General features: G+C 68.3%; 20 protein-coding genes. 8 read left to right on the top strand and 12 right to left on the bottom strand.

What is annotated here, in order from left to right; genetic code table 11:
* Positions 1-22 precede the first annotated feature (22 nt).
* The 4 genes from purL to J4E04_RS16840 form a co-directional block, all read right to left on the bottom strand.
* Positions 23-2,332 carry a phosphoribosylformylglycinamidine synthase subunit PurL gene (gene purL / locus J4E04_RS16825; protein WP_222627879.1) on the bottom strand — a complete coding sequence of 770 codons (2,310 nt, stop codon included), beginning with the start codon at positions 2,330-2,332 and terminating at the stop codon, positions 23-25.
* 153 nt (positions 2,333-2,485) lie between these two features.
* Complete coding sequence (locus tag J4E04_RS16830; RefSeq protein WP_490149065.1) at positions 2,486-3,028, bottom strand: dihydrofolate reductase family protein; 543 nt, start codon at positions 3,026-3,028, stop codon at positions 2,486-2,488.
* A gap of 85 nt (positions 3,029-3,113) precedes the next feature.
* Positions 3,114-3,335, bottom strand: a complete 222-nt coding sequence (locus J4E04_RS16835) for a hypothetical protein (RefSeq protein WP_490149066.1) — start codon at positions 3,333-3,335, stop codon at positions 3,114-3,116.
* Positions 3,336-3,551: 216 nt separating this feature from the next.
* Positions 3,552-4,826 (bottom strand): M18 family aminopeptidase, encoded by a 1,275-nt coding sequence (locus J4E04_RS16840; protein ID WP_328813326.1) that lies wholly within the window; start codon positions 4,824-4,826, stop codon positions 3,552-3,554.
* A 729-nt stretch (positions 4,827-5,555) separates the two neighbouring features.
* Here J4E04_RS16840 and J4E04_RS16845 point away from each other — a divergent pair.
* The gene (locus J4E04_RS16845; RefSeq protein WP_222646592.1) at positions 5,556-6,818 is read left to right on the top strand and encodes an alpha-amylase family protein; all 1,263 of its coding nucleotides are present in this window, start codon (positions 5,556-5,558) and stop codon (positions 6,816-6,818) included.
* Here the strand turns inward: J4E04_RS16845 and purQ are convergent.
* The gene (gene purQ, locus J4E04_RS16850; RefSeq protein WP_490149067.1) at positions 6,808-7,485 is read right to left on the bottom strand and encodes a phosphoribosylformylglycinamidine synthase subunit PurQ; all 678 of its coding nucleotides are present in this window, start codon (positions 7,483-7,485) and stop codon (positions 6,808-6,810) included. The genes J4E04_RS16845 and purQ overlap by 11 nt on opposite strands.
* Entirely contained in the window at positions 7,482-7,715 is a 234-nt protein-coding gene (gene purS / locus J4E04_RS16855; RefSeq protein ID WP_027504302.1) for a phosphoribosylformylglycinamidine synthase subunit PurS, read from the bottom strand. Before purS ends, purQ begins: the two co-directional genes overlap by 4 nt.
* 89 nt (positions 7,716-7,804) lie before the next feature.
* On the opposite strand from purS, the gene J4E04_RS16860 reads away from it, so the two are divergent.
* Both J4E04_RS16860 and J4E04_RS16865 read left to right on the top strand, forming a co-directional pair.
* Entirely contained in the window at positions 7,805-8,449 is a 645-nt protein-coding gene (locus tag J4E04_RS16860; protein ID WP_490149068.1) for an MBL fold metallo-hydrolase, read from the top strand.
* A 31-nt stretch (positions 8,450-8,480) separates the two neighbouring features.
* Positions 8,481-9,215: an SIMPL domain-containing protein gene (locus tag J4E04_RS16865; protein ID WP_490149069.1), complete on the top strand. Its 735-nt coding sequence runs from the start codon at positions 8,481-8,483 to the stop codon at positions 9,213-9,215.
* A 19-nt stretch (positions 9,216-9,234) separates the two neighbouring features.
* Here the strand turns inward: J4E04_RS16865 and J4E04_RS16870 are convergent, their stop codons facing one another.
* Positions 9,235-10,965 (bottom strand): FAD-binding dehydrogenase, encoded by a 1,731-nt coding sequence (locus J4E04_RS16870; RefSeq protein ID WP_490149070.1) that lies wholly within the window; start codon positions 10,963-10,965, stop codon positions 9,235-9,237.
* Here J4E04_RS16870 and J4E04_RS16875 point away from each other — a divergent pair.
* Positions 10,958-11,563, top strand: a complete 606-nt coding sequence (locus tag J4E04_RS16875) for a TetR/AcrR family transcriptional regulator (protein ID WP_222641095.1) — start codon at positions 10,958-10,960, stop codon at positions 11,561-11,563. The genes J4E04_RS16870 and J4E04_RS16875 overlap by 8 nt on opposite strands.
* Positions 11,564-11,575: 12 nt before the next feature.
* On the opposite strand, the gene J4E04_RS16880 is transcribed toward J4E04_RS16875, so the two are convergent.
* A complete protein-coding gene (locus tag J4E04_RS16880) occupies positions 11,576-12,157 on the bottom strand; it encodes a helix-turn-helix domain-containing protein (RefSeq protein WP_222627893.1) in 582 nt (193 codons plus the stop codon).
* A gap of 65 nt (positions 12,158-12,222) precedes the next feature.
* On the opposite strand from J4E04_RS16880, the gene J4E04_RS16885 reads away from it, so the two are divergent.
* Positions 12,223-13,785, top strand: coding sequence for an FAD-dependent oxidoreductase (locus J4E04_RS16885; RefSeq protein WP_490149071.1), 1,563 nt, complete (start codon positions 12,223-12,225; stop codon positions 13,783-13,785).
* Positions 13,786-13,794: 9 nt separating this feature from the next.
* On the top strand, positions 13,795-15,063 hold the full coding sequence (hglS, locus tag J4E04_RS16890; protein WP_490149072.1) for a 2-oxoadipate dioxygenase/decarboxylase: 1,269 nt from the start codon (positions 13,795-13,797) through the stop codon (positions 15,061-15,063).
* Here the strand turns inward: hglS and J4E04_RS16895 are convergent.
* The 3 genes from J4E04_RS16895 to J4E04_RS16905 form a co-directional block, all read right to left on the bottom strand.
* Positions 15,043-15,780 (bottom strand): DUF2334 domain-containing protein, encoded by a 738-nt coding sequence (locus J4E04_RS16895; protein WP_027504308.1) that lies wholly within the window; start codon positions 15,778-15,780, stop codon positions 15,043-15,045. The genes hglS and J4E04_RS16895 overlap by 21 nt on opposite strands.
* A 61-nt stretch (positions 15,781-15,841) precedes the next feature.
* Complete coding sequence (locus J4E04_RS16900; RefSeq protein WP_027504309.1) at positions 15,842-16,342, bottom strand: glutathione peroxidase; 501 nt, start codon at positions 16,340-16,342, stop codon at positions 15,842-15,844.
* 95 nt (positions 16,343-16,437) lie between these two features.
* The gene (locus J4E04_RS16905; protein WP_222627095.1) at positions 16,438-17,823 is read right to left on the bottom strand and encodes a cation:dicarboxylate symporter family transporter; all 1,386 of its coding nucleotides are present in this window, start codon (positions 17,821-17,823) and stop codon (positions 16,438-16,440) included.
* Between the two features lie 157 nt (positions 17,824-17,980).
* Between J4E04_RS16905 and J4E04_RS16910 the strand changes: the two genes are divergently transcribed.
* Positions 17,981-19,534: a sensor histidine kinase gene (locus J4E04_RS16910; RefSeq protein ID WP_027504311.1), complete on the top strand. Its 1,554-nt coding sequence runs from the start codon at positions 17,981-17,983 to the stop codon at positions 19,532-19,534.
* Positions 19,527-20,246, top strand: a complete 720-nt coding sequence (locus tag J4E04_RS16915) for a response regulator (RefSeq protein ID WP_037184018.1) — start codon at positions 19,527-19,529, stop codon at positions 20,244-20,246. Before J4E04_RS16910 ends, J4E04_RS16915 begins: the two co-directional genes overlap by 8 nt.
* 1 nt (position 20,247) lies before the next feature.
* On the opposite strand, the gene J4E04_RS16920 is transcribed toward J4E04_RS16915, so the two are convergent.
* Positions 20,248-21,141, bottom strand: a complete 894-nt coding sequence (locus J4E04_RS16920; protein ID WP_490149073.1) for an alpha/beta hydrolase — start codon at positions 21,139-21,141, stop codon at positions 20,248-20,250.
* Positions 21,142-21,160: the final 19 nt, after the last annotated feature.

Here is a 21,160-nt window from a genome sequence, read left to right on the forward strand (position 1 = left end):
GTGCCGGTGCCGGGAAGGTCGGTCAGCCGAAGAGCGCCGGAAGCGTCCCCTCGTACGCCTCGCGGAGTTCGGTCAACGGGACACTGAACAGTCCCTGGAACTCCACCTCGTCCGACCCTTCGTCGGCCACCCCGATACGCGTCCATGGCATCCCCCTCGCGCTGCACATCCCCGTGAACCTGGTCTCCTCGGTCCGAGGGACAGCAACGAGTACCCGCCCGGACGATTCCGAGAACAAGGTGACGAAAGGATCTGTTCCTTCGGGCGGCAGAATGCGGCACCCGGTCTCGCCGGCGAGCGCGACCTCGACGACGGTCTGCGCGAGCCCGCCCTCGGAGAGGTCGTGCGCTGCGGTGACCAGACCGTCGCGGCTCGACGCCGTGAGGATGTCGGCCAGCAACTGCTCGCGAGCCAGATCCACCTGCGGCGGAACACCACCGAGATGGTCGTGGACGACCTGGGCCCAGATCGAGCCGTCCAGTTCGTCGTGCGTGTCACCCAACAGGATCAGGGTCTCGCCCGGCTCCAGGCCGATGCCCGTGGGGATGCGGCGGTGGACGTCGTCGAGGACACCCAGCACACCCACCACCGGGGTCGGCAGGATCGGCGTCGACCCGGTCTGGTTGTAGAAACTGACGTTTCCGCCGGTGACCGGAATGCCCAGTTGCACACAGCCGTCCGCCAGGCCGCGTACCGCCTGCTGGAACTGCCACATGACACCCGGATCCTCGGGCGACCCGAAGTTCAGGCAGTTGGTGACGGCTTTCGGCGTGGCGCCCGTCGTCGCGACGTTGCGGAACGCCTCGGCCAGCGCCAGCTGCGCACCACGGTACGGATCCAGCGCGGTGTACCGGCCGGACGCATCGGTCGCGAGAGCGATTCCGCGGCCGGTCTTCTCGTCGATGCGCACCACACCGGCATCGGCGTGCTCGGCGAGCACGGTGTTGCCGCGGACGTACCGGTCGTACTGCTCGGTGATGAGCCGCCGACTGCAGAGCTGGGGGGAGGAGATCATCTGCAGCAGGGTCTCGCGCAGTTCCACACCTGTGGCCGGACGGGGCAGACCCTCGGTGGTGTTCGCCACCAGGGCATCCTGGCTCGCGGGCCGCTGCACGGGACGCTCGTAGACGGGACCGTCGTGGGCCACCGTCTTGGGCGGCACGTCGACGACGACGTCGCCGTGCCAGGTGATCTCGAGATGCTCACCGTCCGTGACCTCGCCGATATCGGTCGCCAGCACGTCCCACTTGGCGCACACCGCCATGAAGGCGTCGACGTTCTCCGGTGCCACCACGGCGCACATGCGTTCCTGCGACTCGCTGGACAGCACCTCCGCCGGCGTCATTCCGGTCGCACGCAGCGGAACCCGATCCAGGGCGATGTGCATACCGCCGTCACCCGCCGAAGCGAGCTCGGAGGTGGCACAGGACAATCCGGCACCGCCGAGGTCCTGGATACCGACCACGAGCTTCTGCTGGTAGAGCTCGAGGCAGCACTCGATGAGCACCTTCTCGGTGAACGGGTCGCCCACCTGCACCGCGGGGAGCTTGCGTCGGCCCTGCTTCTCGTCGAACGTCTCGGACGCCAGCACCGACACGCCGCCGATCCCGTCGAGGCCCGTGCGCGCACCGAACAGGATGATCTTGTTGCCCGAGCCCGACGCGAACGCCAGGTGCAGATCCTCGGTACGCATCACTCCGGCGCACAGCGCGTTGAGCAACGGGTTGCCGGCGTAGGACGCGTCGAACACCGTCTCGCCGCCCACGTTCGGGAGCCCGAGTGAGTTTCCGTAACCGCCGACGCCGCGCACGATGCCCTCGAGCACCCGGCGCGTGTCCGGAGCATCAGCCGCACCGAAACGCAACTGGTCCATCACCGCGATCGGACGAGCACCCATGGCCATGATGTCGCGCACGATGCCGCCGACGCCGGTGGCCGCACCCTGGTACGGCTCGATGTACGACGGATGGTTGTGGCTCTCCACCTTGAAGGTGACAGCCCACCCGTCGCCGACGTCGACCACGCCCGCGTTCTCACCGATTCCGGCGAGCATTCCCGACCGCATCTCGTCCGTCGTCGTCTCGCCGAAGTACTTGAGGTGCACCTTCGACGACTTGTACGAGCAGTGCTCGCTCCACATCACCGAGTACATCGCCAACTCGGCGTCCGTCGGACGGCGGCCGAGGATCTCCCGGATGCGGGCGTACTCGTCCTCCTTCAGACCCAACTCCGCCCACGGCTGAGCGACGTCGGGCGACCCGGCCGCAGCGGAGACGGTGTCGACCGGAGGGGTGGGGAGGGCGTCGACCTGAGGAGTGGACTCGACAGACACGGTGGATGGGGTCCTTCCCTCGGCAGAATGTCGAGGTCATTCTATGTGCAGGACCCGACACCGTCCGACCGGCCTCCGGCCTGCCCGTTCGTCGGCTCAGGACGGCCTCCGGCCTGCCCGCTCGTCAGCCCCGACCGGCCTCCGGCCTGCCCGCTAGTCCCCCTTGACGGCGTAGTCGACGACCACGTTGCCCTTGCTCGTGACGAGGGAGTCGGTCAGGACGAGACGAGTGAGCGGATCCCCCGGCTCGAACAGGTGCTGGCCCTTGCCCACGACGACGGGGTGCGTCATCAGGGTCAGGGTGTCGAGCACACCGGCCAGGAAGAGCTGGCGGACCAGAGAGACTCCGCCCACCAGCGCGATGTCGCCACCGTCGGTCTGCTTGAGTCGACGCACGAACTCCACCGGATCGCCGTCGATGAGCGTCGAGTTCTGCCACGCGAGATCTCCGGTGAGCGTGCGTGAGGCGACGAACTTCTCCACCGGATTGATGAAGCCGGCGAAGGGGTCGTCCGCCCCCGCGTTGCCGAAGTGATCCGACCACGACTCGTAGGCGACCCGACCCATGACGGCGGTGGTGGTCCTGCTCATGAACCCGCCCATGGACTGGCCGAGTTCGTCGTCGAAACTGTCGAACTGCCACTGGTCGGGGGCCTCGACCACACCGTCCACCGAGTGGAAGAGCCCTGCCGTCACCGCACGCATCGTGTACCGCCCTCGTGAAGAACCGGCGCCGATCGCCGATCACTGCGGGACAGACCATGCCGGACGCCGGAACTCATCACCCGTCGTTCGCCGCGGACTCGATCCAGTCCGTCGCCGCGTCCGTCAGCTCGGACGACCCGTCGACGGACTCACCGGCCCACCACGACGGGTCGGTGAGACCGCCGTTCACGCGCAGCACGTCGTCCCTCACGGCGGACGGGAGCGGCTCACCGTTGTGCTCGACCAGCCAGTCCCGAGTCTCCGCCGTCACGGCCGGCCACCACTGCGCGATCTCCATCCCGCCAGTCTCCCCCGCCGGGCCCTGTACGGCAGCAGGATTCGTCGGCCGCGTCGACAGGGTTCCCGTACCCACCGCGCGGCCCGTGCGCACCGCCCGGCGCAGCAAGCATCCCGTAGCGTGCGCTGACCACGGCGCGCACCGCCCGGCGGCATCGGATCGCCAGGCGGCCCAACAGCAGGAAGCAACCGGCACTCAGCGCAGCCCGACCCAGCGCTACGCCCCCAGGAACGCAGCCAAGGCGTCGGCGTACATGTCGACGTCATGTGCGCCCATCACCTCGCGCGCGGAGTGCATGGCGAGCTGCGCGGCACCCACGTCGACGGTGGACAGACCGGTGCGGGAGGCGGTGATGGGGCCGATGGTGGAGCCGCACGGCAGATCGGCCCGGTGGACGTACCGCTGCAGTGGGACGTCGGCTCGCTCGCACGCCAAGGCGAAGGCCGCGGCACCGGCGGCGTCGGTGGCGTAGCGCAGATTCTGGTTGACCTTGAGCACCGGGCCACCGTTGACCTCGATGCGGTGCGCGGGCTCGTGCCGCGAGACGTAGTTGGGGTGGGTCGCGTGCGCCATGTCGCCCGAGGCGTGGATCGACCCGGCCATCGCGCGCAGGAATTCCTCGCGGCCGCCGCCACGCGAGAGCACGATGCGCTCGAGGACGGTGTTCATCAGATCCGAGAACGCGCCACGGTCCGACATGCTGCCCACTTCCTCGTGATCGAAGAGTGCGAGGACGGGGATGCAGTCGTCGGCTTGCGCGGCCGCGACGACCAGCGCCTCGGTTCCGGCGTAGCAGGTGCCCTGGTTGTCCAGTCGCGGCGAACTGACGAGGTCGTCCGAGAGTCCCACCACTGCAGCAGGATTGAGGTCGTGGGTCATCAGTTCCCACCCGAGCACGTCGCCGGGATCCACCCCGACCTCGTCGGCGAGGAACCCGATGAACGAGTGGGGTGATCGCCCGACGCCCCAGATCGCGTTCACGTCGTTCTGCGGATCGAGGTGCACTCCCTTGCGATCCTCCGACAGGTGGATCGCCAGCTGGGGCACCCGCAGGATGGGACGGTCGACGCGCACGAGGACGTCTCGCACCGAGCCGCCGTCACGCACACCGAGACGGCCGGAGATGCCGAGATCGCGGTCGAGCCAGGAGTTGAGCCACGCGCCGCCGTACGGCTCCAGGGCGACCATCTGCCACCCGGCGACGTCGAGATCGGGGTTCTGCTTGACGCGGAGGTTCGGACTGTCGGTGTGCCCGCCCACGATGCGGAACGCCGCGTCGGGCGCGCGTTCGGTGGACCAAGCGATGATCGAACCACCGCGGACGACGAGGTACCGGCCGGGCTCGGAGGGCCACGCGTCCGTCTCGGCCACGGCGGTGAACCCGTGCGCCGCCAGTTCCGATGCCACCGTCTCGACGACGTGGAACGGCGACGGTGACGCGTCGACGAAGGAACAGAGGCCGGCCGCGGTCGCGGAGGTGAGGGACGCCATGGTCACCGATCGTAGAGAGACGGGGTGCGGAGACAGCGATGCCGGGCCCACCACAAGGGTGGACCCGGCATCACGAGTCGAGAAGGGTTCAGCTGAAGAAGCTCAGGCCGTCGAGGAAGCTTCCGGCGCCACCGAAGATGTCGGACAGTGCACCGAGAAGGTCGACGAAGCTGGCGAGGTCGGTCATGAGGAGCTCCCTTTGTGAGGTTGGTGGGCTTGTTGCCCGCTTGCTAAGTAATCCACACAAAAGAATGGCTCGCAACCCGAAAATTGTCGCGATTCGGTGACGAGAATCGACTCACGGGTCGATCTGTGCACCACCTGCAACGCCGTGCCACGGGTGAGCCATTGTCACCAGCGTTGTCACCACGCGTGGACTCCGACCCGATCCGACGCCGACTCCTGCCATTCCACGCCGGGCACACCTGTGGGGCGGACTCGGCCGAGTTCGCCCCACAGGGATGATCGGGTCAGCTGAAGAAGGACAGTCCGTCGAGAATCGATCCGAGCGCGTCGACGATCCCGGACAGGTTCTGGAAGAGTTCGAGCAGATCGGTGAGGTCGGAGGACATGGTGACTCCCTTGGCACGGTGGTGACGAACGGTCGTCCGCCGACGTCAGTTACTCATAGTGACAGTCACTACACAACCGGAATCGAATTGTGCGATCCGACAAGCAGACCGTCGCTCGGCGAACCCTCGCCGAGACCGGGAAAAAGGGGGAAATGCGATGCAGGACTGGGTCGATCACGTCATCTGGTGGCAGGTGTACCCCCTCGGGTTCGTCGGCGCCGAGGCCGAGGCAGTGGACCGCACCGAACACCGACTCGACCGGATCGAGGGCTGGTTCGACTACCTCCTCGAGCTCGGGTGCAACGGCCTCGCACTCGGCCCGGTGTTCGCGTCGGAGACCCACGGCTACGACACCGTCGACCATCTCCGCATCGATTCCCGTCTGGGAACCGACAGCGACATGGACGCGCTCATCGGTGCGGCACGCGCCAAGGGCATCCGAGTTCTGCTCGACGGCGTCTTCAACCACGTGGGCAGGAGCCACCCGCAGTTCGTTCGTGCGGAGCAGGACGGGCCCGACTCGGACGCGGGGCGGTGGTTCCGCTGGAAGGACGGTCGGCCGCGCACGTTCGAGGGCCACGATCTGCTGGTCGAGTTGAACCACGACGAGCCGGCGGTGCAGGAGCACGTCGCACAGGTCATGACGCACTGGCTCGACCGCGGTGTCGACGGATGGCGGCTCGACGCGGCGTACGCGGTCTCACCGGCCTTCTGGGCGGCGGTGCTCCCCCGTGTGCGAGAGGCACATCCCGACGCCTGGATCGTCGGCGAGATGATCCACGGGGACTACGCGTCGTACGTGCGGGAGTCCGGACTCGACTCGATCACGCAGTACGAGCTGTGGAAGGCGACGTGGAGCGCCCTGAAGGACGCGAACTTCTTCGAGTTCGCCCACGCGCTGGGGCGCCACGACGAGTTGCTGCCCACGTTCGTTCCGGCGACGTTCGTCGGCAACCACGACGTCACCCGGATCGCGTCCACCCTCGACGACGACGATGCCGACATCGCCGCCGCACTGCTGTTCTTCGTGGCGGGAACGCCGACGGTGTACTACGGCGACGAGCAGGGATTCCGCGGGATCAAGGAGGAGCGGGTGGGTGGCGACGACGCCATCCGACCCGAGTTCCCGGCGACACCCGACGATCTGGCGCCGTACGGATGGCCGCACTACCGGCGCCACCAGGCCCTGATCGCGATGCGGCGACGGTTCCCGTGGCTGCACCGAGCGCACGCCGAGGTGTCCGGACTGGAGAACACCGCGGTCACCCTCACCGCGACGGACGGCACGACGACGCTGGTGCTGTCGGCGAACATCGGCGACGCACCCGTGCCTCGACCGGCCGGAGACATCGTGGCAGCAGCCGACGGAGTGGAGAACGACCTGCGGCCGCACTCCTGGGCGGTGACCGTCAGGCCGTGACGATCGCGTCCAGCGCAGAGTAGAAGATGCCGAGGCCGTCGTCGCTGGGGCCCGTGAGGGCCTCGGTGGCATGCTCGGGGTGCGGCATGAGTCCCACGATGCGCCCGTCGGCGGACGAGATGCCCGCGATGGACCGCTGCGAACCGTTCGGGTTGTCACCCGAGTAGCGGAACACGACTCGGCCTTCGCCCTCGAGCTCGTCGAGCACGGCCTCGGACGCCTGGAAGCGACCTTCGCCGGACTTGAGCGGCACGAGGATCTCGGCACCGGCCTCGTAGCGGGACGACCATGCGGACGAGGTGCTCTCGACCTTCAGCCACTGGTCCCGACAGGTGAAGTGCAGGTTGGCATTCCGAGTGAGCGCACCGGGAAGAAGTCCCGCCTCGCACAGCACCTGGAAGCCGTTGCAGATGCCCAGTACCGGCATTCCACCCTTGGCAGCATCGATGACTTCGCCCATCACGGGCGCGAATCGTGCGATGGCGCCGGCGCGCAGGTAGTCGCCGTAGGAGAACCCACCGGGAACGACGATCGCGTCGACACCCTTCAGGTCGGCATCGCCGTGCCACAGGGCGACGGCTTCCGCGCCGGCGAGCGTGACAGCACGCGACGCATCGATGTCGTCGAGCGTGCCGGGAAAGGTGATGACTCCGATTCTCGCGCTCACAGCCGGGTCACTTTCCATTCCTCGATGACGGTGTTGGCCAGGAAGGTCTCGGCGATCTGGTCGAGAGTCGCATCGTCGACGTCGTCGCCGACCTCGAGCTCGAACCGCTTGCCCTGACGGACGTCGGAGACACCGGCGAAACCGAGTCGCGGCAGCGCCCCGACGATGGCCTGTCCCTGGGGGTCGAGAATTTCTGCTTTGGGCATGACGTCGACAACCACACGGGCCACGTGAGAGCTCCTGAGCTAAGAGGGCAGATCCAGCAGGCACTTTACCCAGTCCCGAACCACTCCACGAATCCGGCGCATACTGGGGAACCATGGAGCTGACTCACTTCGGACATTCGTGCATTCAGGTGTCGATGGCGGGATCGACGGTACTGTTCGACCCCGGCGCCTTCTCTCACGGGTTCGAGGGCATCACCGGTCTCGACGCCATCCTGATCACGCACCAGCATGCTGACCACGTCGACACCGATCGGTTGCCGGCGCTCCTCGAGGCCAACCCCGACGCGGCGCTGTACGCGGACCCGCAGACGGCCGACCAGCTCGGAGATCGGTGGACCGCCGTGAACGCGGGAGACGTCTTCTCCATCGGGGGCGTGCAGGTGACGGGTGCGGGCGGCACGCACGCGACGATCCACCCGGACATCCCGCTGATCGACAACATCGCGTATCTCCTCGGCACGCCGGATCAGCCCGGGCAGCTGATGCATCCCGGCGACTCACTGTTCGTTCCCGACGTGGAGATCGACGTGCTGGCACTTCCGGCAGCGGCCCCGTGGATGAAGATCGGCGAGGGCATCGACTTCCTCCGCGCCGTCTCTCCGCGACTGGCCGTTCCCATCCACCAGGCCATCGTCGCGCCGGACGCGCGCGGCATCTACTACGGCATGCTGTCGGGCCTCGCGGGCGAGGGGACGGAGTTCCGCGCCCTGGAGGAGGAGACGGGCACGTCGCTCTAGACATTCCCGGACCGTCGTGGACACTGACCCGATGACGTGGACCAGGAGTACCTCGAAGGTCATCGGATCTGCCGCCCTGCTGGCCGTCGTGGCGGCGACCGCGGCATGCGGGACCGGGGAGTCCGGTGCGTCGGCCACCGACACACCGCCGGGGATCTCCGTGTCCGGGGTCGGCGAGATCCAGGGCACCCCGGACACTCTCACCGCTCAGATCGGTGTCGAGACGACGGCGGACGACGTGACGACGGCGATCGACGAGGCGAACACCGCGGTGACTGCGGTGACCGAGGCGATCGCCGCTGCCGCAGTGGACCGCGCGGACATCCAGACCCGCCAGGTGTCCATCGACCCGCAGTATGCCGACGGGTTCGGGGGCGGAACCTCCACGATCTCCGGCTACCGGGCGTCGAACATCCTCGGTGTGACCGTGCGCGACCTGTCGCGAGCGTCGGCGGTGCTGGGCGACGCCACCCGCGCAGGTGGGAACGCCACACGAGTGTCCGGCGTGTCCTTCCGCATCGACGACGATTCCGACCTCATCGCCGACGCTCGGTCACGGGCATTCGCGGACGCTCGCGACCGAGCCGAGCAGTACGCGTCCCTGGCGGGAAGCGATCTCGGCAAGGTCCTGTCGATCACCGAGAACATCACCGGCCAGGAGTCGGCGCCCAGCTTCGACAGAAGCTCGGCCTCGTCCGCGGTGCCGATCGAGCCGGGGCAGCAGACCGTCAGCGTCTCGGTGAACGTGCAGTGGGCGCTGGGATGACTCCCCGGCTGCAGTACACCTAGCGCCGCAGGGCGCGTCCCGCGGCACGTCCGGAGAAGATGCACCCCCCGAGGAATGTGCCTTCGAGCGAGCGGTACCCGTGCACACCGCCGCCACCGAAGCCGGCGACCTCGCCGGCCGCGTAGAGCCCCGGGAACGGCGTGCCGTCAGCTCGGAGCACCCGGGAGTTCAGGTCGGTCTGCAACCCGCCCAGCGACTTTCGCGTCAGAAGGTGCAGCTTGACGGCGATCAGCGGACCCGCTGCGGCACGCCCGGTCTCGTCGAGCAGCTTGTGCGGTGTGGCGATGCGCGCCAGGCGATCGCCTCGGTAGTTGCGCGCCGCGTGGATCGCCGAGACCGAGAGGTCCTTGCTGAAGTCGTTGTCCATCTCACGATCTCGCGCGACGACCAACTTCTCCACGTCGGCGGCGTCGAGCGTGACGTCACCGATCTTGTTCATACCGGCGACCAGTTCGGCCACCGTGTCGGCGACGACGAAGTCGACGCCCTTCTGTTTGAAGGCCTCGACGGGGCCGGGTGCGCCGGGACGGACTCGCTCGAGAAGCTTGCGCAGATCGCGGCCGGTGAGATCCGGATTCTGCTCCTGACCGGAGAGTCCGAACTCCTTCTCGATGATCTTCTGATCGAGGAGGAACCACGTGTAGTCGTGTCCCGTCGACACGATGTGTTCGAGAGTGCCGAGCGTGTCGAAGCCGGGGAACAGCGGCGCCGGTAGCTGCTGACCCGACGCGTCGAGCCACAGCGACGACGGACCCGGCAGGATGCGGATGCCGTGGTTCGGCCACACGGAGTCCCAGTTGGTGATGCCCTCCGTGTAGTGCCACATGCGGTCCTCGTTGATGATGTTCCCGCCCGCGGCACGCGAGATCTCCAGCATCCGACCGTCGACGTGCGCCGGTACGCCCGAGAGCATGTGAGAAGGGGTGCGGCCTATGCGCTTCGGCCAGTTCTTCTGCACCAGATCCCAGTTGCCGCCGATGCCGCCGGAGGTCACCAGCACCGCGCCGGCCCGGATCTCGAAGTCCCCCACCACGGTGCGGGACGACGTCACGCCGCGGGCGACGCCGGTCGGCTCCAGGACGGCGCCGCGTACACCGGTCGCGACACCGTCGGTCACCACCACCTCGTCGACCCGGTGCCGGAAGGCGGGGATCACGCTGCCGCGGTCGATACCGTCTCGCACGATGCGTTCGAAGATCTCCACCAGTCCCGGCCCGGTACCCCAGGTGAGATGGAACCGCGGCACGGAGTTGCCGTGGCCGGTGGGGCCGTAGCCGCCGCGTTCGGCCCACCCGACGACCGGGAAGATCTTCCAGCCGCGCTCGCGCAACCAGGAGCGCTTCTCCCCCGCCGCGAACGCGACGTAGGCCTCGGCCCACTGGCGAGGCCACTCGTCCTCGGGACGGTCGAAGCCGGCTGATCCCATCCAGTCCTGCAGGGCGAGTTCGTAGGAGTCCTTGACGCCGAGACGACGCTGCTCCGGGCTGTCCACGAGGAACAGCCCGCCGAACGACCAGAACGCCTGGCCGCCGAGGTTCGCCTCGTTCTCCTGATCGAGCAGGATCACGCGCTTGCCCGCCTCGACCAGTTCCGCTGTCGCGACCAGTCCTGCGAGACCCGCACCGACCACGACGACATCGCACTCTCGTATCCCCATGACCTCACCGTATACGGCGATCCGAGTTTTCGATACCGTCGGTATCGAGCGGTACTCTTCCCGAGTGAACATCACCGAGCCGACCACGCGCCCCCCTCGCAGCGAGGTTCGCGAGCGGATCATCGCGTCCGCGATGACAGAGTTCGGTCGACGCGGGTACGCCGACGCCACCCTCGATGCCATCGCCGAGCAGGCCGGGTTCACCAAGGGCGCGGTCTACTCGAATTTCGGTTCCAAGGAGGGGCTGTTCTACGAGCTGATGGACCGGCAGGTGCTCGGTCGGGCGCGGATGTCGGTCGACCTGCTCGCCGAGCTCCCCTCCGACCTGCGGGAAGCCCAGCGGGTGCTGAGTACCCGTCTCACGGAGGCGATCTCGAACAATCGCGACTGGCATCTGCTGTTCATGGACTACTGGTCGAGGGCCCTGCGCGACCCCGAGGTGGGTGCCCGCTTCGCCGAGCACAGGGCGCAGCTCCGGGCGGCGGTCACCGACGCCGTCGTCAGCGTCACCGAGAGCTCCGGAGCGACGTTGCACGTTCCCGCGGAGTGGGTCACGTTCGTCATCCTGGCGCTCAGCAACGGTCTGGCCGTCGAGGAACTCGCCCAGCCGGGCATCGTGCCCCCGCAACTGATGGGCGAGGTCGTCGGGCGCCTCCTGCACATCCCCTGACCAAGAAGGTCCTCAGCGCCCCGAATACGTCGCCTTCACATGCATCCGTTCGCCCTGCGGTCCGAAGATTCCCAGGTACTCGACGGGCCGGCGGTCGGCGCTGCCGAACCAGTGCGGAAGGTGAGTGTCGAATTCGGCCACCTCACCCGGACCCAGCACCAGGTCCTTGTCGCCCAGAATGAGTCGTAGCTTCCCGTTCAGCACGTAGATCCAGTGATAACCCTCGTGAGACCCCAACCGCGGGTTCTCCTCGTAGCGATCTCCGGGGACGATCTGCTTGAACGCCTGCAACCCGCCCGCCCGGCGCGTCAGCGGGACGACGGTGACGCCGTTCGTCGTGACCGGCGTGAACTGCACCCGCGGATCTCCGGTCTCGGGGGCGTCGACGATGTCGTCCAGGGGAACGTCGTACACCTTGGCCAACGGCAGCAACAGCTCGAGGCTGGGCTTGCGTTGCCCCGATTCGAGCCGGGAGAGCGTGCTCACCGGGATGCCCGTGCGTTCGGACACCGCGGCCAGGGTCACGTCCGCCGCGACGCGGAGAGCGCGCAGGCGCGGACCGATCGCACTGATCACACCGTCGAAGTCGTCCATACCCCATATTGCAGTTTCGGCAAATATGTTTGTCAAATCCGCAGACTCGGGCGCACAGTGTCCGCATGACCTCACACCACCACGTCGACGCCGACGTCATCGTCCTCGGCGGCGGGTCCGCCGGACTGTCCGCCGCACTCATGCTCGGCCGTGCCCGTAGGCGAGTCCTGGTTCTGGACAACGGAACTCCTCGCAACGCACCTGCCTCGCACATGCACGGCGTGCTGGGTCGGGACCACACCTCGCCGCTCGACTACCTGAAGAACGGCCGAGCCGACCTCGAGCGATACGACGTCACGATCGTCGACGCCACGGTCACCGCACTCGGCGGTCACGTCGGGCACTTCTCCGCGACCACGGACGACGGACGCGCCTTCTCGGCGCGGCGCATCGTGGTGACGACCGGACTCACCGATCTGCTCCCGCCCGTCGACGGTCTGGCGGAACGCTGGGGTCGGGACGTCGTGCAGTGCCCCTACTGCGACGGGTGGGAGATCCAGGATCACCGCATCGGCGTCCTGAGCACCGGGCCGTTCAGCATCCATCACGCCTCGATGTGGCGGCAGTGGACTGAGAACCTGACCTTCTTCACCGACGGCGGACCTCTGGCGGACGATGATCGCGAGAAATTCACCGCGCGCGGCATCGAGATCGTCGAGCAGAAGGTCACCTCGGTGCTCACCGGGGAGGATCGCCTCCGTGCTGTCGGGCTGGCCGACGGGACCGAGGTCGCGGTCGACGCTCTCGCCGTGGGACTGCGCTTCACCGCTCGCAGTGAACTTCTCGGATCGCTCGGCCTCACCACAGTGCCGCACGCGACCGGACTCGGCGACGTCGTCGAGGTCGATTCCTTCGGAGCCACCACCGTGGCGGGAGTGTGGGCGGCGGGCAACGTCACCGACCCGTCGGCCACGGTCATCGCCTCCACCGCGCAGGGAGCCCTCGCCGGCGCTCACGTCAACGCGAACCTCGTCGCCGAGGAGTTCGACCAGGCGGTCCAGGCAGGGCGCCCCCGGCCGACACTGGACGGGCACTTCTGGGACGAGTTGTACCGGGAGTCGGACAAGCGGTGGAGCGGCAATCCCAACCCGACACTGGTCCAGTACGCGGAGCACCTCTCCCCCGGGCGCGCCGTCGACGTCGGATCGGGTGAGGGCGCCGACGCCGTGTGGCTGGCGGAACGCGGCTGGACCGTCACCGGCGTCGACATCTCCGAGGTGGCCGTCGAGCGGGCACGCGGACTGCACGACGGTGTGACGTGGCTGGCCAGGGACCTGCTGACCGACCCGCTGCCGCCGCACTCCACGGATCTGCTGACGCTGCACTACTTCGGCATCCTGCGGTCCGGGCCGGCGGACGGGCTCGCGCGCCTCGTCGACACCGTCGCTCCCGGCGGGACGCTGCTCATGGTCGGCCACACCCCGTCGCCGGGCCATCGATGGGCCGGATTCCATCCGTCGGACTTCCACAGCCCCCGCTCCGTCGCCGAGTCCCTCGACCCCGCCGAGTGGACCGTCACGGTCGACGAGACACGTCCACGACTGGTGGAGGCAGCACCCGGAACCCCCCACGTCTCCGACGACATCCTGGTGGCCGTCCGGGTGCCGGAACGGGTCGGACAGCGATAGCGTCGTCGCATGATCCCGGCGTCCGATCTCCGCGCTCGTTTCGCAGTCGCCCTCTCGGCGATGTACGGCCGTGAGGTCCCGGCGTACACGACGCTGGTGGAGGTGGCGACCGCGGTGAACGCGGACGTGGTGGCTCGCGAGGGTGCCGAGGCCGAGCGCCTCGGCACCCTCCACCGCGTCACGGCGGAACGGCACGGAGCCGTCCGGGTGGGGACCGTTGCCGAGTTGCGCGACGTGGCACGACTGTTCGGGGGGTTCGGCATGCACCCCGTCGGCTTCTACGATCTGCGTGACGCCGCCACCCCGATACCGGTGGTGTCCACGGCGTTCCGGCCCGTGGACTCGATCGAGCTGGCCCGCAACCCGTTCCGGGTGTTCTGCTCCATGCTCGTCGTCGACGACCGCAGATTCTTCACCGCCGATCTGGAGCAGCGACTCTCGACCGCACTCGAGGCGCGCACGCTCGTCCCGCCCGACCTGGTGCGCCTCGCGGTCCGTGCCGCCGAGGACGGCGGGTTACCGGAACCGGAGGCCACCACGCTCGTCGACGGCGCCGTCGCCGTTTTCGAACTCGGCACGGAGCCCGTCGATCGCGCCTGGTACGACGAGCTCGAAGCCGTGTCGTCGGTGGCCGCGGACATCGGCGGGGTGTCGTCGACGCACATCAACCACCTGACGCCGCGGGTGCTCGACATCGACGACCTGTACCGCCGCATGGCCGAGCGCGGTATCGAGATGATCGACAGGATCCAGGGACCCCCTCGGTGGGCCGGACCGCCGGTGCTGTTGCGCCAGACGTCGTTCCGAGCTCTCGCCGAACCTCGACTCTTTCGCGACGCGTCCGGTGCCACGTTCTCCGATCGGCTCCGCGTGCGCTTCGGTGAGGTGGAGGCACGGGGCGTCGCCCTCACCCGCCGCGGCCGGGAGGTGTACGACACCGCTATGGCGCGGGTGGACGGCCTCTCCGACGAGGCCGCTGCCCGGGAGTGGGCGCAGCACTTCCCCGGCACCGATCAGGAGATGGCGGAGCGCGGACTGGCCTACTACCTTCGCACGCCGGACGGGCTCGAACCCGTTGTCTACGAGGACTTCCTGCCCGCGTCCGCCGCGGGCATCTTCCGGTCGAACCTCACCTCGGACGGCGCCGTGGACACCGATGCCGAGGGAACGAGCTGGTCGGCGGAGTCCCTGTCCGAGGCCCTCGGGATGCCGATCGCGGATCCCTACGACCTGTACGACGCGCAGGTCGCGGCCGGGTCAGGCGACAGCGGTGCGTGAGCGCGGAACCCACTCGTAGCGGGCCGACGTCGCACCGTGGAAGCGCGCCAGGTCCACCGCGTCGAGCATGGCGGCACGGGGGCCCGGACGGCCGAGCTGCTTGGCGCTCACCGACAGTCGCACCACGCCGCCGCGGCGAGCCGTACGGCCGGCACCCATGACGAGCGCGCGGCACCACCACGGTTCCGTGGACCCGGGCTCCCAGACGTAGCCACCGGATCCGGTGCCGAAGCCCTCACCGATACCGTGGACCCGACCGCGCACCGTGGTTCCCCGCTCGAGGTCCTGGATGCCGGCGAGCCCGGCGAAGACGCGGAACCCGACCGTGGGAAGGGCGGACACCGCACCCGGTGAGGCGACCCAGCGGGGCGGTGCGAACACGCGGGTGCGCATGCCGATCTCCTCCATGACCCGGTCCGCGGCGCGCAACCGCAGCTGCGCCTCGTGAGCGGGGAGGGTCGCGAACTCGGCGCGACGCCGCTTGGTGGCCGCCTGGTCGTATCCGTGCAAGACCAGTGCGTCTCCGTGATCGCGGCGCATGCGCAGCCAGTCCTGCGTCTCGGTGTCGCGCGTGAGGCGGTACTTGTCCTTCAACCGCGGGGCCACGAGAAGCGACAACTCGATGTCGCGGCGATCCATCTCCGCGGCGAACTCGGCGGCGGCGTCGCGGGTCTCGTCGCGGATACCGGACACGGACACGATCAGACGTGCACTCATGAAGAAACCGTCGCACACCGAGGTGTACGACGGTCTCGTCCCGCGTGAACGCCGGGCGACGTCAGAGAGTCGGAACGGGCAGCACCTTGTCGATCGCCGCGAGAACCTCGGGGGCGTCCGGTTCGGTGCGGGGGCGGAATCGGCCCACGACCTCGCCGTCCGGCGAGACGAGGAACTTCTCGAAGTTCCACTGCACGTCTCCCGCGTTCCCCTCGGAGTCCGCGGTCTGCGTCAGGATCTCGTAGAGCGGGTGCCTGTTCTCGCCGTTGACGTCGACCTTCTCCATCAGCGGGAAGGTGACGTCGTACGTCGTGGAGCAGAACGTCTCGATCTCCTCGGCCGAGCCGGGCTCCTGGCCACCGAACTGGTTGCAGGGAACGCCCACGACCGAGAGTCCGCGGTCCGCGTACTCGCGGGCCAGCTTCTCCAGCGTCGTGTACTGCGGGGTCAGGCCACACTTCGAGGCGACGTTGACCACGAGCACCGCGCGGCCGCTGTACTCCTCGAGCGAGGTGGGAGCGCCGCCGAGAGTGCTGATGCCGACGTTCTGCAGTTCTGTCATGGGCTCACAGTACCGGCCGGTAACCCGTGAGCACGAGAGCGGGCGCACCCTCCCTGTGTGGAGGATGCGCCCGCTCTCGGTCGGTGCGTGCGGTGCTAGTTCTTCACGAGGTCGGGCTTGGCTTCCGGATCGCGGGCCTCTCCGTGTCCGTCGTCCACCATCGTGGTCTCGTCGAACGGGAGCTTGCCACCGAGGACGTCCTTGACGCGCTCGTTGTCGATGGTCTTCGTCCAGGTGCCGACCAGCATCGTGGCGACGGCGTTACCCGAGAAGTTGGTGACGGCGCGAGCCTCGGACATGAACCGGTCGATGCCGACGATGAGGCCGATGCCGTCGAGCAGCTCGGGGCGGTGGCTCTGCAGACCACCGGCGAGCGTGGCGAGTCCGGCGCCGGAGACGCCGGCCGCGCCCTTGCTGGCGATGATCATGAAGACGAGCAGCGAGATCTGCTCGCCGAGTCCGAGCGGGTTGCCCATGGCGTCGGCGATGAAGATCGAGGCCATCGTCAGGTAGATCGCGGTGCCGTCGAGGTTGAAGGAGTAGCCGGTGGGGACGACGACGCCGACCGTGGTGCGCTGCACTCCGACGTGCTCCATCTTGGCGATGAGGCGCGGCAGGGCCGACTCGGAGGACGAGGTGGCGACGATGAGCAGGTACTCACGGGCCAGGTACTTGACCAGCTTGAAGATCGAGACGCCGGAGACGAAGCGCAGGATCGTGCCGAGGATGCCGAAGACGAAGATGGTGCAGGTCAGGTAGAAGGCCAGCATGAGGGTGGCCAGCTGGACCACGGCCTCGAAGCCGGTGTCACCGACGACCTTGGCGATGGCGCCGAAGGCACCGATCGGGGCGAGCCACAGGATGCCGGCCAGGATGCGGAAGACGAGCTTCTGGATCGAGCCGATGCCGCGGAGGATGCCCTCACCCTGCTTGCCCATGGCCTGCAGGCCGAAGCCGACGAGCAGCGCGACGAAGAGGGTCTGCAGCACGCTGCCCTCGGTGAGCGACGACAGCAGCGACGTCGGGATGATTCCCTGGATGAAGTCGAGCGTGCCGCCGGCACCTTCCGCGGTCTCGACGAGCTTGCCGACAGCGCCGGAGTTCGGCTCGATGTTCAGGCCGGTTCCCGGCTGGATCAGGTTGCCGACCACCATGCCGATGGCGAGGGCGAAGGTGGACATCGTGATGAAGTAACCGAGGGCGAGGCCGCCGACCTTGCCGACGCTGGCCGCGGCCTTGACCGACCCGATGCCGAGCACGATGGTGCAGAAGATGACCGGGCTGATCATCATCTTGATCAGATCGACGAACATGGTGCCCAGCACGCCGAGGCTCGACCCGACCTCGGGTGCGACGAGACCGACGATGACACCGCCGATCACGGCGATGATCACGGCGATGTAGAGCCAGTGGGTCTTGTCCCGCTTCTTCTTGGGCGGCGGGGTCGCGTCGTACGGTTCGGCGTCGATGCTGGCGGTCATGGTTGTCCTTACGATCGTGGCGTGAGGTGGATCACGCTTGTCTGAATGGAATGGTGGTCCATGAGCGTGACCCGAGTCACCAATGAGTTCATTTCGTTCATGTGTACAGCGGTCACGCGCACGTCGTGAGCAGAACAGTCGAACCCGGAGGAACCCCGTGAGCAGCACGAACACCCGGCGTCGCCGCAGTGTGGCGCGGCAGCTCCTCGTCGGCCAGCTCGCGGTCGTGGTGCTCCTCGTGACGCTCGGCGGCGCTCTCGCCCTCGTCGACGCCCGCCGGGACAGCGACGAGAGCATCCGCCGGGAGGTCGTCGACATCGCCGTCTCGATCGCGACTGCCCCGTCCACGGTGACCGCACTCGCGAGTGCGGATCCCACAGCCGCGCTGCAACCGGTGACCGAGCGCGTGCGCATCGCGACGGGGATGGACTTCATCGTCGTCATGTCGCCCGACCGCACGCGTTTCACCCACACCACCACCGAGCTGATCGGCGGGCAGTTCACGGGCACGATCGACCGGGCGCTCGCCGGCGAGACGTTCACCGAGACGTACCGCGGATCTCTGGGACCGTCGATCCGCGCCGTCACGCCCGTGCTCGACGACGGCCGCGTCGTGGGGCTCGTCTCCGCCGGGGTCACCCGCCAGAAGATCTCCAGTCAGTTCGTCGCCGGGCTCCCGGCAGTCCTCGGCATCATCGCGGCGGCACTCGGCGTGGCCCTCGCGGCGTCGTATCTACTCAATCGGCGGCTCAGTCGTCAGACCCTCGGGCTCGCGCCCGACGAGCTGCGCAGCATGTACGAGCACCACGACGCCGTCCTGCACTCCATCGGCGAGGGGCTGGTGGTGTGGGGCGACGACTCGGAGGCGGAGCTGGTCAACGACGAGGCGCGGCGGCTGCTGGACCTGCCCGAGGGTCCCGTGACGCGCGAGCGCCTTCCGGAATCGCTGCGCGGACTGGGCGACACCGCCGTTCGCGACGAGATGCACCTGACGACGACGCGTGTCCTCGTGGTGACCCAGGACCCCGTCCTGCACGGGTCCCGCCGGCTCGGCACGGTGACCGTGCTGCGCGATCACACCGAATTGCAGCGTGTCATGGGCGAACTCGACTCGATGACGTCCTTCGCCGAGTCGCTGCGCTCGCAAGCGCACGAGTCGGCGAACCGTCTCCACACCGTCATCACGATGGTCGAACTCGGCCGCACCGAGCAGGCGGTCGAGTTCGCCACCCAGGAACTCGAGCTGTCGCAGAACCTCATCGACCGGCTCATGAGCACGGTGCAGGAACCCGCGGTCGCAGCACTGTTGCTGGGCAAGGTGAGCCAGGCCGCCGAGCAGGGCGTCGAGCTCACGGTCACCGAGGACACCGCCCTCACCGACACCGAGTCCTTCGACCGACGCGAATTGGTCACTCTCGCCGGAAATTTGATAGACAATGCGATCGATGCAGCGAAGCAGTCGGACGAGCCGTGGGTGGAGGTGACCGTGCGCGAGAGCGAGACGGACCTCGTGATCCAGGTGGCGGACAGTGGACCGGGAATGGACGCGGACGCCCTGGCGAGAGCACGGACCCGCGGTTACTCCACCAAGTCCGGCTCGCGGGGCCTCGGTCTCGCGCTGGTCACCCAGGTGGTCGAACGCCATCACGGGACCCTGACGTCGGAGACGACCTACGGATCGGTCGTCACCGCGAGCATCCCGCATGAGTGAGGCACCCGGTCCCGACGACACCACCATCCGCGTGCTGATCGTCGAGGACGAACCCCTGATCGCGGAAGCCCATTCGAGCTACGTCGGTCGTGTCCCCGGCTTCACCGTGGGTGCGATGGTGCACACCGCGTCGGGCGCCATGCGCGCGGCGTCCAAGGCCATCGCCGACGGGTCGCCGTTCGATCTGGTCCTGCTCGACATCGGGCTGCCGGACGCCAACGGCATCGACGTCGCCGCCGCACTCGGTGGACTGCGCCCCGGACCCGACGTCATCGCCATCACCTCCGAGCGCGACCTCGCCGTCGTGCGCAACGCCGTCGCGCACGGGGTGGTGCTGTACCTGCTCAAGCCCTTCACCTTCGCGGCGTTCCGGGACAAGCTGGAACGGTACGGCGAGTTTCGCAGCGCCCTGCGCGACGGCGAGTCGGCGGTGAGTCAACGCGACATCGACCGCGCCATGGCCTCTCTGCGCACCGCGGACGAGCGCGCCGCCTCCCCCAAGGGCATCGCTCCGGCGACACTCACCGAGATCTCGAACAGCGTGCGGGCACAGCCCGAGGGACTCGGGGCCTCCGAGGCAGCCAAGGCCGTCGGCGTCTCCCGGGTGACGGCGTGGCGCTATCTCGAACGGCTCGCCGACGACGGGCTCGTCGAGCGGCACACCGAGTACGGCAGGGCCGGACGACCCCAGGTGCGGTACCGCTGGCGGTGAGTCAGCCCAGCGGGACCGTGCGCTCCAGGAACGCGATCTGATCGGCCACCACGTGCTCGAACGGGTCGCCGACATAGATCTCGAAATGGCCGTACGGGTACACCTCGATCTGACCGCGAGGCGCCTTCGCCGCATGGCGCAGGGTCGCCTTCGTCGGTGCGACGGTGTCCGGATCGCACACGCAGAACAGCACCGGCGCGGTGATCTTCTTCGCCGCCCGGCCAGGGAAGTACCGGGTGATGGCGAGTGCGAAGCGAGCCGCCACCTCGTTGGAGAAGGCGGAACCGGGCGGCTGCAGACCGAGGTATCCGTCGAGCGCATCGGTGCTGGCCATCAGTGCGACACCACGGTGTTCCGCGGCGAGCGGCACCATCACGGGAGACTTGCCCCGGAGCGATCCGACGATGTCCCGGACGGCGAGCGGGGTGATCCTGAGCGTCGTGCTCAGCGGCGTGGCCAGGGCCGACGCGAGCCCGTCGGTGAACGGGCACTGGGAGATCACCGCGGCGACCCGACCGTCCCGAGCTGCGGCCTCGAGAACATGGCCCCCACCGAACGAGGATCCCCACACCACCACTCGAGTGGGGTCGACACCGTCGTCGTTGCGGGCGTGCGCGATGGCCGCCGCCCAGTCCTCGAGCTGGCGCCCGATGTCGAGAAGTTGACGTGGCTCGCCGCCGCTGGCACCGAAATGGCGGTAGTCGAACACCAGGCACGCGTAGCCGGCAGCGGTGAACCGCTCGGCGTACGCGTCGAGCCGCATCTCGCGGACACCGCCCAGACCGTGGGCCAGGACGATGATCGGTTGCCGCTCACTCGGTGTGTCCGGACGGTAGAGCCACGCCGCGCAGGTGGCGTCCCCGGACACGAACTCGACATCACGACGTTCACTCACTGCGGCCCCCGACCGTCAT

Source organism: Rhodococcus sp. NFXS4, from assembly GCF_058139645.1.

Excerpts from the sequence above, each read along its gene's own strand:
- J4E04_RS16835 (WP_490149066.1), bottom strand. The coding sequence starts at position 3,335 with ATGGAGATCGCGCAGTGGTGGCCGGCCGTGACGGCGGAGACTCGGGAC.
- J4E04_RS16840 (WP_328813326.1), bottom strand. The coding sequence starts at position 4,826 with ATGGCGTCCCTCACCTCCGCGACCGCGGCCGGCCTCTGTTCCTTCGTC.
- J4E04_RS16845 (WP_222646592.1), top strand. The coding sequence starts at position 5,556 with ATGCAGGACTGGGTCGATCACGTCATCTGGTGGCAGGTGTACCCCCTC.
- J4E04_RS16860 (WP_490149068.1), top strand. The coding sequence starts at position 7,805 with ATGGAGCTGACTCACTTCGGACATTCGTGCATTCAGGTGTCGATGGCG.
- J4E04_RS16865 (WP_490149069.1), top strand. The coding sequence starts at position 8,481 with ATGACGTGGACCAGGAGTACCTCGAAGGTCATCGGATCTGCCGCCCTG.
- J4E04_RS16870 (WP_490149070.1), bottom strand. The coding sequence starts at position 10,965 with ATGTTCACTCGGGAAGAGTACCGCTCGATACCGACGGTATCGAAAACT.
- J4E04_RS16880 (WP_222627893.1), bottom strand. The coding sequence starts at position 12,157 with ATGGACGACTTCGACGGTGTGATCAGTGCGATCGGTCCGCGCCTGCGC.
- J4E04_RS16885 (WP_490149071.1), top strand. The coding sequence starts at position 12,223 with ATGACCTCACACCACCACGTCGACGCCGACGTCATCGTCCTCGGCGGC.
- hglS (WP_490149072.1), top strand. The coding sequence starts at position 13,795 with ATGATCCCGGCGTCCGATCTCCGCGCTCGTTTCGCAGTCGCCCTCTCG.
- J4E04_RS16895 (WP_027504308.1), bottom strand. The coding sequence starts at position 15,780 with ATGAGTGCACGTCTGATCGTGTCCGTGTCCGGTATCCGCGACGAGACC.
- J4E04_RS16900 (WP_027504309.1), bottom strand. The coding sequence starts at position 16,342 with ATGACAGAACTGCAGAACGTCGGCATCAGCACTCTCGGCGGCGCTCCC.
- J4E04_RS16905 (WP_222627095.1), bottom strand. The coding sequence starts at position 17,823 with ATGACCGCCAGCATCGACGCCGAACCGTACGACGCGACCCCGCCGCCC.
- J4E04_RS16915 (WP_037184018.1), top strand. The coding sequence starts at position 19,527 with ATGAGTGAGGCACCCGGTCCCGACGACACCACCATCCGCGTGCTGATC.